This is a genomic window from Sphingobacterium sp. HSC-15S19, assembly GCF_050433745.1.
Classification (GTDB): domain Bacteria; phylum Bacteroidota; class Bacteroidia; order Sphingobacteriales; family Sphingobacteriaceae; genus Sphingobacterium; species Sphingobacterium siyangense.
Genome location: NZ_JBNPWQ010000018.1, coordinates 77677 through 93940 on the forward strand (window position 1 = coordinate 77677; position 16264 = coordinate 93940).

13 protein-coding genes and 2 tRNA genes are annotated in these 16264 nt (G+C 38.9%); 6 read left to right on the plus strand and 9 right to left on the minus strand.

Annotation, left to right across the window (positions count from 1 at the left end; genetic code table 11):
* The first annotated feature begins 166 nt into the window (after nucleotides 1-166).
* Nucleotides 167-1495, plus strand: coding sequence for a chromate efflux transporter (gene chrA, locus L1283_RS15890; protein WP_115049411.1), 1329 nt, complete (start codon nucleotides 167-169; stop codon nucleotides 1493-1495).
* Nucleotides 1496-1633: 138 nt separating this feature from the next.
* On the opposite strand, the gene L1283_RS15895 is transcribed toward chrA, so the two are convergent.
* From L1283_RS15895 to L1283_RS15905, 3 genes are all read right to left on the minus strand, one after another.
* Nucleotides 1634-1718 (minus strand) — tRNA-Leu (locus L1283_RS15895).
* A 5-nt stretch (nucleotides 1719-1723) separates the two neighbouring features.
* A tRNA-Gly gene (locus tag L1283_RS15900) sits at nucleotides 1724-1796 on the minus strand.
* A 112-nt stretch (nucleotides 1797-1908) separates the two neighbouring features.
* Nucleotides 1909-2397 carry a regulatory protein RecX gene (locus tag L1283_RS15905; protein ID WP_088162796.1) on the minus strand — a complete coding sequence of 163 codons (489 nt, stop codon included), beginning with the start codon at nucleotides 2395-2397 and terminating at the stop codon, nucleotides 1909-1911.
* Nucleotides 2398-2474: 77 nt separating this feature from the next.
* Between L1283_RS15905 and L1283_RS15910 the strand changes: the two genes are divergently transcribed.
* Both L1283_RS15910 and L1283_RS15915 read left to right on the plus strand, forming a co-directional pair.
* Nucleotides 2475-4916, plus strand: coding sequence for a bifunctional UDP-N-acetylmuramoyl-tripeptide:D-alanyl-D-alanine ligase/alanine racemase (locus L1283_RS15910; protein WP_088162795.1), 2442 nt, complete (start codon nucleotides 2475-2477; stop codon nucleotides 4914-4916).
* A 44-nt stretch (nucleotides 4917-4960) separates the two neighbouring features.
* A complete protein-coding gene (locus L1283_RS15915) occupies nucleotides 4961-5560 on the plus strand; it encodes a DUF502 domain-containing protein (protein ID WP_088162794.1) in 600 nt (199 codons plus the stop codon).
* 139 nt (nucleotides 5561-5699) lie between these two features.
* On the opposite strand, the gene L1283_RS15920 is transcribed toward L1283_RS15915, so the two are convergent.
* Nucleotides 5700-6602, minus strand: coding sequence for a pirin family protein (locus tag L1283_RS15920; protein ID WP_088162793.1), 903 nt, complete (start codon nucleotides 6600-6602; stop codon nucleotides 5700-5702).
* 45 nt (nucleotides 6603-6647) lie between these two features.
* On the opposite strand from L1283_RS15920, the gene L1283_RS15925 reads away from it, so the two are divergent.
* A complete protein-coding gene (locus L1283_RS15925; RefSeq protein WP_115046816.1) occupies nucleotides 6648-7247 on the plus strand; it encodes a hypothetical protein in 600 nt (199 codons plus the stop codon).
* Here L1283_RS15925 and L1283_RS15930 read toward each other — a convergent pair.
* A complete protein-coding gene (locus L1283_RS15930; RefSeq protein WP_088162791.1) occupies nucleotides 7244-8026 on the minus strand; it encodes a Cof-type HAD-IIB family hydrolase in 783 nt (260 codons plus the stop codon). The genes L1283_RS15925 and L1283_RS15930 overlap by 4 nt on opposite strands.
* 649 nt (nucleotides 8027-8675) lie before the next feature.
* Here L1283_RS15930 and dnaE point away from each other — a divergent pair.
* Together dnaE and trxA are read left to right on the plus strand one after the other, a co-directional pair.
* Nucleotides 8676-13094 carry a DNA polymerase III subunit alpha gene (gene dnaE, locus L1283_RS15935; RefSeq protein ID WP_088162789.1) on the plus strand — a complete coding sequence of 1473 codons (4419 nt, stop codon included), beginning with the start codon at nucleotides 8676-8678 and terminating at the stop codon, nucleotides 13092-13094.
* Between the two features lie 124 nt (nucleotides 13095-13218).
* Nucleotides 13219-13539 carry a thioredoxin gene (gene trxA / locus L1283_RS15940; RefSeq protein WP_046671752.1) on the plus strand — a complete coding sequence of 107 codons (321 nt, stop codon included), beginning with the start codon at nucleotides 13219-13221 and terminating at the stop codon, nucleotides 13537-13539.
* A gap of 577 nt (nucleotides 13540-14116) precedes the next feature.
* Here the strand turns inward: trxA and rplI are convergent.
* From rplI to dapA, 4 genes are all read right to left on the minus strand, one after another.
* On the minus strand, nucleotides 14117-14560 hold the full coding sequence (gene rplI / locus L1283_RS15945; RefSeq protein WP_046671751.1) for a 50S ribosomal protein L9: 444 nt from the start codon (nucleotides 14558-14560) through the stop codon (nucleotides 14117-14119).
* Nucleotides 14561-14575: 15 nt separating this feature from the next.
* Nucleotides 14576-14839 (minus strand): 30S ribosomal protein S18, encoded by a 264-nt coding sequence (gene rpsR / locus L1283_RS15950; protein ID WP_028071347.1) that lies wholly within the window; start codon nucleotides 14837-14839, stop codon nucleotides 14576-14578.
* A complete protein-coding gene (gene rpsF, locus L1283_RS15955; RefSeq protein ID WP_046671750.1) occupies nucleotides 14839-15207 on the minus strand; it encodes a 30S ribosomal protein S6 in 369 nt (122 codons plus the stop codon). The genes rpsR and rpsF overlap by 1 nt, the downstream gene beginning before the upstream one ends.
* A 147-nt stretch (nucleotides 15208-15354) precedes the next feature.
* Nucleotides 15355-16233, minus strand: coding sequence for a 4-hydroxy-tetrahydrodipicolinate synthase (dapA, locus tag L1283_RS15960; RefSeq protein WP_088162788.1), 879 nt, complete (start codon nucleotides 16231-16233; stop codon nucleotides 15355-15357).
* Nucleotides 16234-16264 lie beyond the last annotated feature (31 nt).

Consider the following 16264-nt stretch of genomic DNA (forward strand, 5'->3'; position numbering starts at 1 on the left):
ATTTAAGATATCTCGCTTTTTTTATGCAGTTATATGGCGGTTTTACACCGCTGTATATGGTCTCCCGAAACAAGGTGTTTTAAAACAGGAGACATCGGAATGGGGCCTGTTCTGCAGAAATTGTTTTCGATAAAATCCGGGCCTAAGACAAATAGCGTTGAAAAAGATGAATTTAGAGGAAGAAAATAATAGACAGAAGCCAATTTTTCGGGAAGCCATGTGGTTTTGGTTTGAGTTAGGTTGGATAAGTTTTGGTGGAACAACCGGCCATGTGACCATTATGCACGATTTTTTGGTCGAAAAGAAAAGATGGGTAAGTAACAGGAAGTTTTTTCAGGCACTTAATGCATGTATGTTGTTGCCGGGACCGGAAGCGCATCAATTGACGATTTATTTAGGATGGAAGTTGCACGGCATAAAAGGTGCTGTGTTGGCCGGGGTATTTTTTATTGTTCCCTCACTTCTTATTATATGCGGACTCAGTACACTATATGCGCACTATGGCAACACCGCATTGTTTATTGCTTTATTTTCGGGTTTAAAACCTGCAGTTCTTGCGATCATTATATTTGCAACCTTTCGGGTGGGGCAGAAATCTCTTGTCAGTACATGGCATTATTTGGTAGCATTGGCCGCTTTTCTTCTATCGTATTTTGCTGGGGTTCCAATGCCCTGGATTATTATGGGTGTGATCGCTGTTGGTCTATTACTATATGCAATCTTGTCAAAAACTTCCAAAATTGATGCTAATCGTGAAAATGAAGACAAGCAGTTCGAATCTACTTATTATGTCAATACGCTCGAAACACTTCCTTCGGTATCCTACCGTCGTATTTCTCTTCAGGTGTTGCTGTTTTTCTTACTATGGTTGATTCCGTTGAGCATTTTGCTGTTTTTTACCATCGACACGGAATTTTGGAAGACACTTTCTTTTTTATTTACAAAGTCTGCGTATTTGACGATTGGAGGTTCTTATACAGTCATTCCCTATGTTGCAGCTCTTGTGACAGAGAAATTGTTTTGGCTTTCGAAGAGCCAGATGATAGATGGATTTGCTCTTGCAGAGACGACCCCGGGGCCTTTAGTGGTTGTTTTGGCCTATGTTGGTTTTATGGCTGGCTTCAATCATTTTCATCAGTCCTATTCCATGGCCGCAATAGGTTTGATCACTACAGCATATTTTACCTTTTTGCCAAACTTTGCCTTGATTTTTGTTGGGGCACCACTGATTGAACGGACCCAAAAAAATACATGTATACAATTTATCCTATCTTTAGTGACTGCATCCGTAGTTGGTGTAATCGTTAATTTAGCCTGTTATTTAGGTATAGGGATTCTATTTCCAAGTGGTGTCAGTTCTTGGTATGCCATTGAGCCGATGGCTCTGGTTTGGGTGCTATTTTCACTTTTTCTTTTATTCAAGTATAAAATAGGCATGTTGAAACTTATATTGTTGAGTTTGGCCTACGGCTTTCTCTTATTTTTATGGCGATAAAATAAAATGTCCATTGGCTGATGAGCTTCGCAAGCAAGTTTATTAAAGATTGAAGGGCGTTTTGTGAATTTGATAGGGCCATTCGAGGTAATATACGCGCATAAACAAGAAAAGCCCATCGTTAGATGAGCTTTCTTGTACCTAGGGCGGGAATCGAACCCGCACTCCCTTAACGGGAACAGGATTTTAAGTCCTGCGTGTCTACCAGTTCCACCACCTAGGCAGGTGAGCGAAAAACGAGATTCGAACTCGCGACCCCAACCTTGGCAAGGTTGTGCTCTACCAGCTGAGCTATTTTCGCATTGGAATTTTATTTCAATTTTTAAAAGAACCTTGCGTTCCTTTTTGGTGATGCAAATATAGAGCGAAAATTCAATATTGCAAAATATTTATTTACTTTCTTTCTGTGTTTTTTATAACTCCTTTGAATTCAGTGTAGAAAAAATTAAATCACTTTCAAATCCGCGGGATAGTGCAAACTGATAAACTTTGTTTTTAACTGCATAGTGGTTCTTACCACTAATTTCACGGAGTTTTTTGTCAATGATATGATTTAAGATTTGTTCATATTCATCTGGATCGATTTGCTTAAATGCAATTTTTATCAATTGTTCGGATACCCTTTTTGCTTTGAGTGCCTGCTTGATTTTTACTTTACCCCAGCCTTTCATGCGGAGTTTTCCGTTACAGTAGGCAATAGCAAAGCGTTCTTCATTTAAAAAATTATCGCTGATCAAATTGGCCAATACATTTTCGACTTCTACTTCATTCAGTCCCCAGCTGTAGAGCTTATCGCGTACTTCTTGCTGTGCGCGTTCTTGATAGACGCAATAGCTTTCCGCTTTCAACTGCGCCTGATGCTGCGTTAATATCTTCTTGTTTCTTTTTTCTTCGTCAAACATATTGTCAAAATTTCAAAAATAATATGAAATAACTAAAAAAATGTTCAGTTTTGACACAATCAAAATATATCAGGAGAATGTACAAAATATCGGAAATCGCCCAGATTTTACATCCCAATCGCACATTTATCACGGATCCCAATTCTTTTGTCCAGCATTTATTTTATGACAGCCGTAAAATTGCTCAGGCGGACAACGGGATTTTTTTTGCACTTCAGAAGAACAGAGATGGTCATCGGTATATCCGGGAAGCCTACGAAAAAGGAGTTCGTAATTTTGTGCTTCAGGCCGATGAGGGACAGGAAATGGAGCTTTTGGAAGCTAATATTCTTTGGGTAGCGGATAGTTTAGTTGCTATGCAGGAGCTGGCAACTTTTCATCGTCAGAAATTTGATTCTCCTGTCATTGGAATTACTGGGAGCAATGGCAAAACGATTGTAAAAGAGTGGCTTTTCCAGCTTATGTCTCCTGAATATAAGATTTACCGAAGTCCTAAGAGCTATAATTCTCAACTTGGTGTGGCGTTGTCCTTGTGGGGGTTATCCGATCAGTATAATCTTGCGCTAATCGAAGCGGGGATTTCAGAAAAGGGGGAAATGCTGCGCCTTGAGCAGATGATAAAACCAACTATAGGACTATTGACCAACATCGGTGTTGCCCATAAAGCTGGTTTTAAATCTAAGGAGGAAAAGATTTATGAAAAGCTCGAGCTTTTTAAAAATGTTGAAACCATGATTTTTCCAAACAGTTACCTCGAAAATATTCAATTGCCTTATAGGCCACGAAAATTTTCTTGGGGGCTTGATGAGGGCCTTTCTTTGGAAGTGTATTCCATCAAACAGGTTAACGACCGATTTACTATGGTCACGTTCTATTATACCGGTCGCACCTTTGCTGTTGAAGTGCCGTTTGTGGATAAAGGAAATGTTGAGAACGCGATAAATTGTGTAGCGGTGATGCTACGTTTTGGTTATGAAAATGAAGTGATCGCATCGAGGATTAAAGAGTTGCAGCCAGTGGCGATGCGTCTTGAGTTAAAAAAAGGAAAAAAGAATAGCTCAATTATCGATGACTCGTATAGTAATGATCTAGATGCGCTGCAGATAGCCCTGGAGTTTTTAAATCAGCAAGGACAGCATCCGTTCAAGATGTTGATATTGTCGGATATCCCTGGTGTCCATATCGAAGATGAAAAAAGTTTGTCCAAGCTGAAACGTTTGCTTCGTGAGTATCGTTTGGATAAATTGATATTGATAGGTGAAGTGTTGCCTAAAGTGGCAGCACAATTTGAAGTGCCTTCTATTTCATATAGCGATACAACTGCTTTCTTGGCCGATATTAGGTCGCTTTCTTTTGAAAATGCCACGGTATTATTGAAAGGAGGACGTGAGTTTCATTTTGAACGTATCAGTCAGCTTTTAGTTGCAAAATCGCATGATACCGTGCTTGAAATCAATTTGAATGCACTCGAGAATAATTTGAACGTATATCGACAGCTCCTGCCGAAACAAGTGAAACTGATGACCATGGTCAAAGCTTTTTCTTATGGTAGTGGAAGCTTCGAGATCGCAAATCTTTTGCAATTCAATCGGGTGGATTATCTGACGGTTGCTTTTGCGGATGAGGGAGTTGATTTGCGTGGTGCAGGCATAAAATTACCTATTGTAGTGATGAGTCCTGATGAAAGTTCTTTTGAGTCCATTGTTCAGTATAACCTTGAACCGGAAATTTATAGCTTTAGAATATTGTTCTCCTTTTTGAATTTTCTGAAAACGAAACAAATAGCTTCTTTTCCGATTCATATTAAGATAGATACAGGTATGCATCGGTTGGGTTTTATGCCTGACGAGGTCGATCGTTTAATAGCTGTGTTAGGTGCGGAAGCGGTTTTAGAGGTTAAATCTGCATTTTCCCACTTAGCGTCTGCAGGTAATGAAAAGGATCGGGAATTTACACAGCGACAAATTGATCTGCTGGATGAGTTTACAAAGCGTCTCGAAAGTGGTATAGGATATTCTTTTCTACGTCATATTGCAGCAACATCGGGTATTGAATTGTGGCCGAATGCGTATTTTGATATGGTGAGGTTGGGGATAGGTCTCTATGGTATCGATATTGAGCGCCATGATTTACCCATTAGGGAGGCGAGTACCTTGAAAACGAATGTGACACAAATTAAATACCTCCCAGCAGGTGAAACCGTAGGTTATAATAGGCACGGCGTCCTGTATAGAGACAGTAAGATTGCGACAATTAAAATTGGTTATGCAGACGGTTACGATAGGCGTTTTGGTAACGGTGTCGGTAAAATGTTGATAAACGGTTTTTTAGTCCCTACTATAGGTGATATATGTATGGATATGTGTATGTTGGACGTAACGGATGTGGAAGTTGGAGAGGAAGATGAAGTTATCGTTTACCCTGATATAAAGTCAGCGGCGAAGACTATAGGGACGATTCCCTATGAACTGCTGACGAGTATTTCCCAACGCGTAAAAAGAGTATATTTTTATGAATAATAAAGGATATTCTGCATTTTTGAATAATATTTGATTTTCAATTCATGTTTAGCAAATTAATCAGAGGATTTATTAATTATTTGATACGAGGTGTCCTGGTAGTGGTTCCTCTAGCTGGTGCAATTTTTTTAATAGTTTGGATTGTTGCATCAGTTGATTCGGCATTGAATTTAACTGAACATTTTTTGGAGGATGATAGGGGGCACCCCTTGTATATTCCAGGAATAGGTATTCTGACCGTTATTTTGGTATTGGTTCTGGCGGGGCTTATTTTTACAAATTTTGTGACAGACCCCATTAAAGTGTGGATTAATCATCAGATCCAGCGGATTCCACTTTTAAATACATTATATTCTTCGATTAAAGATTTTACGGAGGCCTTTGTTGGTGATGCAAAGAAATTTAATGAACCTGTCCTGGTGACGGTGAATGAGTTTGGTCTGAAAAAGATAGGTTTCTTAACGCAGCATGATTTAAAAAGCATTGGGCTTGAAGAAGAAGTTATGGTGTATTTTCCATATTCCTACTCTTTTGCAGGGCAGGTTGTCATTATCAGTGCAGATAAGGTGAAAAAATTAGATATGTCTCCAACAGATGCCATGAAACTCGTTGTTTCCGGTGGTGTGAGCGGGATAGCCCATTAGTCGGCTTTCATATCGCTTAAGTAAAAATGCTGGAAGTCGTTGTATGATTTCCAGCATTTTTATTTTTGCCTATTGTGTCTTTCAACGTGTGCGACTTTTTCAATTTATACGTCCACGTTGTTATCGGTTCAGGATATTGTTATTGATTTTTTTTCTGTCCTAAAGTCGGATTTACTGGTGGGATTGGAATATAGCCGTCATCGCCAGGTACTTTTGGAAATTCGTGATTTTCCCATTTTTCGCGCGCTATTTTTAAAGTTTCAATGTCTGAAGCGACGAAGTTCCAGTCGATATATCGTTGTTCAGGAAAAGGTTCACCACCAAAAATGTAAACTGAAGTACCCGCCTTCATTTCGAATTCACATAGTTTTGCATCCTTGGCAACTAAAATCTGTTTTGGACCGAATTCCTGGCCTTCCGCATGAACAGTTCCATGAAGGATATATAATCCACTTTCGCCATATAGGTAATCGCCCAGTTTGATGGTCGCATCTTGTTCTGCTTTGATTTCAATAAGATATAATGGACTATATACCGGAACCTCGGAACGATGGTTTTTAATTTCACCTGCAATTAAACGATAAGATACACCCTCTTCGGTCCAATGTGGAAGCTGTGGTTCTTCTATGTGAACAAAATTAGGTTCCATTTTTTCGAGTTCTTTTGGTAGGGCCACCCAAATCTGCAGCCCATGTAGGTCGTGCGGGGTAGATCTCAGCTGTTCGGGAGTTCTTTCGGAATGTGTGACACCCTTACCTGCCGTCATCCAATTGACTGCTCCAGGTTTGATCTCCACGGCATTTCCTAAGCTGTCACGGTGCATAATGCTACCTTCGAATAGATAAGTCAATGTGGATAACCCGATATGCGGATGTGGAGCAATATCCATAAAGTGCGGTTCGGCAATGTTATCAGGTCCCATGTGGTCGATAAAAATAAAAGGGCCGACCATACGTTTCTGCCTGAAAGGAAGAAGTCGCCCAACTAAGAAATTGCCTATGTCAGCGGCTCTTTCTTCAATAACTATTGCAATATTTGACATAATGTTTCCTTATTTTTGTGTTTCTAATCTACAGCAATTTAAGAAATGTCGAGTATAATCAATCGTTTTTTGGGTAAAAAGAGTGTAAGAAATGAAGAGCTTTTAGCACTGGCGGATAGGTTGTCTTTTAGGAACAGTCAGCTGGACAGTTTTTTGATAGGGCATTTTATACAACGTGACAAAATAGATTCAGCGGACTATTTTGCTTTTCAAGAGCAGTTGCTTAAGCTTCATGTTGACCGATTTGAGGCTATGCAGGTGGAGCTTAACTTGTTGAACCAATATTTGCAGTTGGCTGAGCGTTTTCTTCCAGCAGGTTTTTCAGTCAAATGGGAAAATAAGCTACAGTTTCAGGATGAAATTATGTTGCCGTCGCTTATTCTTTTTCCTGTGGTACAGCATGCTGTTGAAAATGGTTATAATACGATGTCTTCTCATCCAGTTCGGATCCGGTTATCGGGCTCATCCAAACTGATTATGCTGGAAGTTAGCTATCGCGTGAACCATTACCTGGAAAGTCAGTTTAGTAGCACATTGATACGTGATTTTCGATACCGATTGGACTATCTTTTTCCGGAAAAACATAATTTGCTGATGAATAGCAACAGCAATACTTCTCGAATAACTTTAACTATCCAACTTTAGATGATATTGAAGTGTTTTAATGCATTCCAGATACCATTTTCATCAACGCTGTCTGTTATATAATCTGCAATTTCTTTTACCTCGGGATTTGCATTACCCATAGCAATTCCAATATGGGTGTGCGCTAGCATTGTAATATCATTTCCGCCGTCGCCAAATGACATGGTTTCTTCCAAGCTGAAGTTGAAATGATCTAAAAAAACATCTATTCCAATTTTTTTGCTTTGCCCCATCGGATTGACATCAGCAAAAACGGGCGTCCATCTCGACGCAACTGAATTTGGCATCACATTTTCCATAAATTCAGCTTCTTCTTCAGGATTGATGAAAACATTGACCTGCATAACTGAGTCAAGATCAAAATCCTTTTCGTAATCCCGAACTGGTGGGGTGGGGACATTGACCTGCTGGTACATTTGGAATACCTCCGGTGTAACCTGGTTCAAGGAAATTTCTTTTTCAGACATGAATGAAAAAGTCAGGTCTTCACGCTTTTTAGCATAATCCAATAAGGAGCGAATGTCTTTTTGAGGAATGTTATTTTTATAAATTACGTCCTGTTCCTTCGTGACGCAATACCCGCCATTGAAGGTGATATATCCATCAAAATCGAGGTAACGAATATGCCCCAGCTGATTGTAGGATCTTCCTGTTGAAACAAATACCTTGATGTTTTTTTCTTTTAATAATTGAAATGCTTGTTGAGTAGATTCGGGAACTTGATGTGTTTTGAAACTTAGCAAAGTTCCATCGATGTCAAAAAAGATAGCTTTAATCATGGATTTTTGGGTCAAAATCAAATATACTAAATACTTGGGATAGTGTAACTATTACAATATTAAATTTGAGGTGTTTTATCGCCCATAGGCTTATCTCGTTTTTAATTGTATTGAGGATAAGTATGCCCAAATGGAAAACAGTCGGTCTGTAGATGCTAAGTTGCGGTTTTAGATGAGAATTTTTACCACACTGGGGAGAGAGCAATAAATATCAACCGCATAATTAGAAGGAAATAAAATCGGAGATACAAGGGGATTAATAGGGAGATTATAGGGGTTCATCCGAATGAGGTCCGAATGAGGTCCCTATAAAGTCCCTATGAAGTACGTGTTAAAAAAACTGGTAATTTGAAGTTGGTATACTGTTAGATCTTTTGATATACATGATAAAAAAGAGCTCGAGGGCTTGATGATTTGGCCTGATATTGACTTTTTCGATGCAAATAAAAAGAGAAAGATAAAGGAGTTTATGATACTGTTTCTTGTTAAAGCGAAACAACTGCAAGATATCGTGTAACGCCAGATTTTCTTTAGTGGATTTTCGCAAAAATCTGACACAATCTTCTCTAATAATTTCGTAAATTTCAAGTTCAAAAAAATGTAAATTGTCTTGCATTTAATGTATTGTATTAAAGAGGGTTAGAATTTTATGTATATTATTTTCGATACGGAAACGACGGGTTTGCCTAAGCGTTGGGACGCACCAATTACCGATACGGACAATTGGCCTCGCTGTATTCAATTGGCTTGGCAGATCCATGATGAGATGGGAAATTTGGTCGAACATCACGATTTCTTGATTAAGCCAGATGGATTTGATATACCCTATGACTCTGAAAAAATACACGGCATATCGACTGCATTGGCCGAAGAACAGGGATTGCCGCTTCAGGAGGTCCTAGAGAAATTTAATGTGGCATTGAATAAAGCCAAGTTTGTTGTTGGACAAAATATTGGTTTTGATTTGAATATCATGGGCTGTGAATTTTACCGTTATGGTGTTGCGTCCAATATGGCTAATATGCCTGTATTGGATACCTGTACGGAAGTAACAGCTGAACTGCTGAAAATTCCAGGCGGTCGCGGTGGGCGTTTTAAATTACCCAATTTGACCGAGCTGCATTCTTATTTATTCGGGGTGCCGTTTGCTGAGGCACATAATGCAACAGCCGACGTTGAGGCGACAACACGTTGTTTTCTGGAGCTTGTCAGAAGAGAGGTATTCACTGCCGAAGAACTTCAGGTCGATACGGGCTACTTTGTCGATTTTAAAACCAACAACCCGGGGCCTATACCCACTGTTGGACTGAAACATATCAACCTAAAAGCAGCTTCTGATGAAATTAGAAAACGGTCTCAGCCAGATGAAGTCAAGGTTGTCGTTGATGCGGACGCGTTAGCAGCTTTAAAGGATGCCAAATTTGCCCATTTACATAACCACTCTCAGTTTTCGATCCTGCAGTCGACGATGTCGTACGATAAGTTAGTTTCGGCAGCGGTCAAGGATAATATGCCTGCTGTTGCGTTAACGGATCACGGAAATATGATGGGGGCTTTTGAGTTTGTTTCTCGTGTTATAGGCCATAATAAAGAAGTTGAAGCACAAAATGCGGAGGCAGTTGAGAATGGAGAGGAGCCTACTGGTCAGCTTTTAAAGCCAATTGTTGGTTGTGAGTTTTTTGTTTGTGAAAACCACAAAGATAAGTCCAGGAAGGATAATGGTTATCAGATTGTGTTATTGGCGAAAAATAAACGCGGGTACCATAATCTGGCTAAACTGGCTTCTTTTGCTTATACGTCTGGGTTCTATTATGTTCCGCGGATTGATAAAGATCTTATTCTTCAATACAAGGAAGATGTTATTGCGCTGTCAGGTAACTTACAGGGGGAGGTGCCGAATAAAATACTGAATATTGGTGAGAGCCAGGCCGAAGAAGCTTTGCTGTGGTGGAAAGAACAATTTGGGGATGATTTTTACCTGGAATTGATGCGTCATGGTCAGGAAGATGAGGATCGTGTGAACCAAACGTTGCTGAAGTTTTCCCGTAAATATGAGGTTAAAGTTGTTGCGACCAATAATACATATTATGAGAAGAAAGGCGATGCGCATGCACATGATATTTTGCTGTGTGTGAAAGATGGTGAGAAGCTCTCAACGCCTAAAGGTAGGGGACGAGGGTTTCGTTTTGGTTTACCGAATCAGGAGTATTATTTCAAGTCTTCAGACGAAATGAAGACTTTGTTTAATGATCTGCCTGAAGCGATTCTAAATATTCAGGAGATTGTCGATAAGGTAGAGATATTTAAGTTAAACCGCGATGTCCTTTTGCCTAAATTTGATATACCCGAAGAATTTCAGGTGGAAGCCGATCTTGAAGATGGTGGAAAACGTGGTGAAAATAAATACCTGGCCCATCTTTGTTATGTGGGGGCGGAGAAACGCTATGAAGAAATTACGACTGATATTCGGGAGCGCCTAGACTTTGAGTTGGCTACCATCGAGAAAACGGGGTATCCGGGTTACTTTTTGATTGTTCAAGATTTTATTGCGGCAGCCCGAGATATGGGAGTTTCCGTGGGGCCAGGACGGGGATCTGCTGCTGGTTCGGCGGTAGCCTATTGTTTGGGAATTACCAATATCGATCCGATTAAATATGACTTGCTTTTTGAGCGTTTCTTGAATCCCGACCGTGTGTCAATGCCGGATATCGATATCGATTTTGATGACGAGGGGCGTGGTCGTGTCATGCAATATGTAATCAATAAATATGGCGCTAGTCAGGTTGCCCAGATTATTACCTATGGTACAATGGCAGCGAAGTCATCCATCAAAGATACAGCGCGTGTATTGGACTTACCTTTGGGTGATGCCAATGAGATTGCCAAGCTGATTCCGAATCTTAAATTATCCAAGATTTTTACTTTAGATGATGCCGGCTTAAAGGAAAAGCTGAGAACTGAGGAAATTGAAGCTGTTAATCGGTTGAAATCTATTGCTGATGGTGCTGGATTGGAGGCTGAAACGATCAGACAGGCCCGGGTTTTGGAGGGTTCTGTCCGAAATACAGGTATCCATGCCTGTGGTGTTATTATTACGCCAGACGATATTACTAATTTCGTTCCTGTTTCTTTGGCAAAAGACTCGGATCTTTATGTGACGCAGTTCGATAACCACGTTGTTGAAAGTGCCGGTTTGCTGAAAATGGACTTTTTGGGTTTAAAGACACTTACACTGATTAAAGATACAGTCGAAAATGTCAAATTAAGCCATGGTATCGTGCTGGATCCGGATCAATTTCCGATCGACGATGAGCTTACTTATGAGCTCTTTCAACGTGGAGAGACCATCGGGGTGTTTCAGTATGAATCTCCTGGAATGCAGAAATACATGCGGGACCTTAAGCCGACGGTATTTGCCGATTTGATTGCGATGAATGCACTTTATCGCCCGGGTCCAATAGAGTATATTCCAAGTTTTATTAAGCGTAAGCATGGTATAGATCCTATTGTTTACGATTTGGATGCCTGTGAGGAATATTTGAAAGAAACGTATGGAATTACGGTATACCAGGAGCAGGTAATGCTTTTGTCTCAAAAGTTAGCTGGATTTTCGAAAGGTGATGCCGACGTTTTGCGTAAGGCTATGGGTAAGAAGCAAAAGGCGGTACTGGATAAGATGAAGCCTAAGTTTGTTTCACAGGCAGAGGAGAAAGGACATAATGCAAAAGTTTTGGAGAAGATCTGGACCGACTGGGAAGCTTTTGCAAGTTATGCATTTAATAAATCCCATTCTACCTGTTATGCTTGGGTTGCTTATCAAACAGCCTATTTGAAAGCGCATTTTCCAGCGGAATATATGGCTGCGGTACTTTCTAACAATATGAATGACATCAAGCAGGTGACGTTCTTTATGGAGGAATGTAAGCGTATGGGACTAGAGGTGCTTGGTCCTGATGTGAATGAATCCTATTATAAGTTTACGGTAAATGAGTCTGGAGCTATTCGTTTTGGGATAGGTGCAGTTAAAGGTGTCGGGGCAGGAGCAGTAGATGCTATCGTGCAAACTCGACAATCAGGATTGTATAAATCTGTTTTCGATATGGCCAAACGGATTGATCTTCGTGCGGTCAACAAGAAAGCTTTCGAGAGTCTGGCTTATGCTGGTGGTTTTGATAGTTTCGATAATACGCATCGTGCACAGTATTTTCATTCGGATGAAAGTTCTACAGGAATGGAAAAGGCGATACGATTCGGCCAGCGTTTTAAAGAAAATGAAAGTTCGGCCCAGGCGAGCTTGTTTGGTGTAGGTGGTGCTGCAGAATTGCCGGAACCTGTTTTGGCACCCTGTCCGCAATGGGGATTGATTGAAAAGCTTAAATATGAAAAAGATGTTATCGGTATTTATTTGACCAGTCACCCCTTAGATACATACCGCTTTGAGATAGAACATTTTTGTCAGAATTCGGTTTCGGATTTGGCATTGATCAACAAAGTTAAGGCGGCAGAGGTCGATGAAGAGACTTTGCTTGAGTTTAATCGAATCAAGAATAAAGAATTGGTGATCGGTGGTATTATCGCATCGGCAAACCATCGATTAACGAAGACTGGTAAACCTTTTGCGTCGTTTATCATAGAAGATTATAGTGATTCTTATGATATGGCAGTTTTTGGCGAAGAGTACGTCAAGTTAAAGGGCTATTTGCAAGAAGGCTATTTTGTACAATTGCGGGGTTTGGTACAGGAGCGTTTCAGGCAGGTTGGAAATTGGGGCTTTGAGCTGCGCAGTGTACAGTTACTTTCGGATCTTCGTGAGAAGATGGCGAAGAGTTTTACGATCAATATTCCTTTACCTAAGTTGAATGAAGCATTTCTTGACGGAATCAAAGATATACTGGCGCAAAATGAGATTGAGGGGGTTGTGCCAAATTGTCAATTAAAGTTTAAAATTTGGGATCCCCAAGATGAAATATCTGTCGAAATGCCAGCTAAAAGTCTGAAAATAAACCTAACAAATGAATTTTTGGACTGTATAGATAAGTTTGAAGGGATAAATTACCGATTGAATTAGTTTGGATTGGAATTTGTGTAATTAAGATTACAAATACATTGGTAGTTGTTACTATCTTTGTTTATTGATTTTAGCAATTAAATAGTATTAAAGATATAACTTCGGTTTATAAAATTAAAAGATTATGGCATTAGAAATTACAGATAGCAACTTTGAAGAAGTTGTCTTAAAAGCAGACAAACCAGTATTAATTGATTTTTGGGCAGAATGGTGTGGTCCTTGCCGTATGGTAGGTCCTGTGGTTGAAGAACTGGCTAAGGATTATGAAGGTAAAGCTGTTGTAGGAAAAGTAAATGTGGATGAAAATCCAGAGATTTCTGTTCGTTATGGCATTCGTAATATTCCAGCTTTATTGTTCTTTAAAAATGGAGAAATTGTTGATAAACAAATTGGAGCTGTTCCAAAATCAGTATTGAACGAGAAATTAGAAAAACAATTAGCATAACTTAGTTAAATGACAAAAAAAGCCTGGAATATTCTATTTCAGGCTTTTTTTGTTTTTAAAATCCAATTTTTTTGATTTTATTTCGACTTTTAGTTGTTTTGTGTATATATTTTATTTGTTTTGATGTGTTTTGTTTCTGTATTTTATTTATTTTGGTGTATTTTATGCTTTTGTTTTGTTTTTTAGTAGTTTAATGTGTTGTATTTTTTTGTGTTTTTGTGTTTTAATATGGTTTTATTGTTAGTTTTTATGTATTTGTGTTTAATTTTTTATAAAAAATCAATTTTATTTGCAAAAACCAATATTTTTTGCTTCTTTTGAGTATTGAAATTGGTTTTCGAAAAGAATTTGTTTCGATTTTTTTGATTTTGATATTGTTTTTTTTGACTCGATGATTTAGGAGTTATTTTTTTGAAAAAAAATAGAAATTGACAAAGATTTTCCCTTTCAAATACCCTAGATTATGCCTCGCGTTGCTCTCCGTAACGCGAGTTTTTTTTTGGCTAAAGTATGGGTAAAAACAAAAGCAGCTATCCGAAAGGATAGCCGCTTTTTATTATTGACTAAATAAACTGAATTATTCAGCAATTACTTCGAAAGGAACTTGAACTTTCACTTCTTTGTGTAAGTTTAAGTTTGCGATGTATTCACCTAATTCTTTAGGTTCTACTTCGAAAGTGATACGACGACGATCTACATCAAAACCTTTTGCTTTCAACGCATCAGCAATTTGAATGCTGTTTACTTTACCAAAGATTTTACCAGATTCACCTGCTTTAGCACCGATTGAAAGTTTAATAGCTTCCAATTTACCAGCTAATTCAGTAGCGTCTTTTTTGATTTTTTCTTGTTTGAACTGAGCTTGTTTGATGTTCTCAGCTAAAACTTTCTTTGCAGATTCAGTCGCTTGGATAGCAAATCCTTGCGGGATTAAGTAGTTACGACCGAAACCTGGCTTTACATTAACGATATCGTTTTGCTCACCTAAGCCTTTGATATCTTGTTTTAAAATTACTTCCATTTTCTATCGTCCTCCTTATTTAATTGCATCAGCTAAGTAAGGTAATAAGCCGATGTGACGAGCACGTTTAACAGCTTGAGCTACTTTACGTTGAAATTTCAAAGATGTACCAGTTAAACGACGAGGTAAGATTTTACCTTGATCATTTACAAATTTCATCAAGAAGTTAGCATCTTTATAATCGATATATTTGATACCATTCTTTTTGAAACGACAGTATTTTTTACGGTTGTCCTCTACTTTAGGAGCAGTTACGTATTGGATATTTTCGTTAGCCATTAGTTTGCGCCCTCCTCAGTTTTAGTTTCAGCTTTTTTGTTGAATGCACCGCTACGTTTTTTCTCGTTGTATGCTTTAGCATGTTTGTCTAAGCTTACAGTCAAGAAACGCATAATGCGCTCATCACGTTTGTATTCAACCTCTAATTTATTGATTAATTCACCTGGAGCCTTGAATTCAGTTAAGTGATAAAATCCAGTAGTTTTTTTCTGGATTGGATACGCTAATTTTTTCAAACCCCAATTGTCTTCAGCGACAATCTCGGCTCCGCCTTCTGTTAAGATGTTTTTGAATTTTGCGATTACTTCTTTCGCAGCATCATCAGAAAGCAACGGGGTAAGAACGATTACAGATTCGTACTGTTGCATTGTGTTAATTAATTTTGTTATTTAAAATTCCACTTTTGTGGAAGTGCAAAGGTAGTTATTATATTGTTATGTTGCAAAGCTTTGAAATAAAAAAGTTTAGATCCTTTGGAGGGATCTAAACTTTTCTCAACCGAACTAGGCTATATTTTAGTTCAATTTCTTTAATTCTTCTTTGATAGCTGCCTGTATTTTCTCGCTAACAGGGACTAAAGGAAGTCGTAATTGATCTTTTCCGATCCCCAATTCCTGTAAAATATATTTTACACCAGCAGGGTTTCCTTCAATAAAACACAGATCTGTAATGTCAAGGAGTTCATTATGGATCGATCTAGCTTCCGCATAATTGCCTTCAGCGCATAACTTAGCTAATGTGGCAACCTTTTTCGGTAATGCGTTTCCGATCACTGAAATGATACCAGCAGCTCCAAGAGACATCATCGGCAAGGTAACCGGATCATCTCCGGAGATCAATAGAAATCCCGTAGGTTTATCCCGTAGAATTTCGCTGAATTGCGCAAAATTTCCAGAAGCTTCTTTGATGGCTACGATATTGGAAAAATCATTGGCTAGTCGTAATGTTGTCTGTGCTGTTATATTGCTGCCCGTACGCCCAGGCACATTGTATAAAATAACCGGAAGTGGAGAGGCGTTTGAAACAGCCTTGTAATGCTGGTAAATGCCTTCTTGTGTTGGTTTGTTATAATAAGGAGATACAGATAGAATTGCACAGAAGCCTGTTGGATTAAAGTTTTTAATTTGTTCCACAATTTCGGCTGTATTATTACCGCCAATTCCAGCAACCAAAGGAAGTCTACCGTTCACGCGCTTGACAGTAAAATCCCAGATACGCTTTCGTTCATCATTGGTTAAAGTGGCAACTTCTCCAGTTGTACCTAAAGAAACCAAATAATCCATACCTTCGTTGATTTGCAAGTCAATTAGCTGACCTAATGCTTCGAAATCAACAGATTCATCTGAGTTAAAAGGAGTGACCAATGCTACTCCTGCGCCGTGAAGCTCGTTCATCTTGTTTTTGTATTTATATAAATTTAATTAA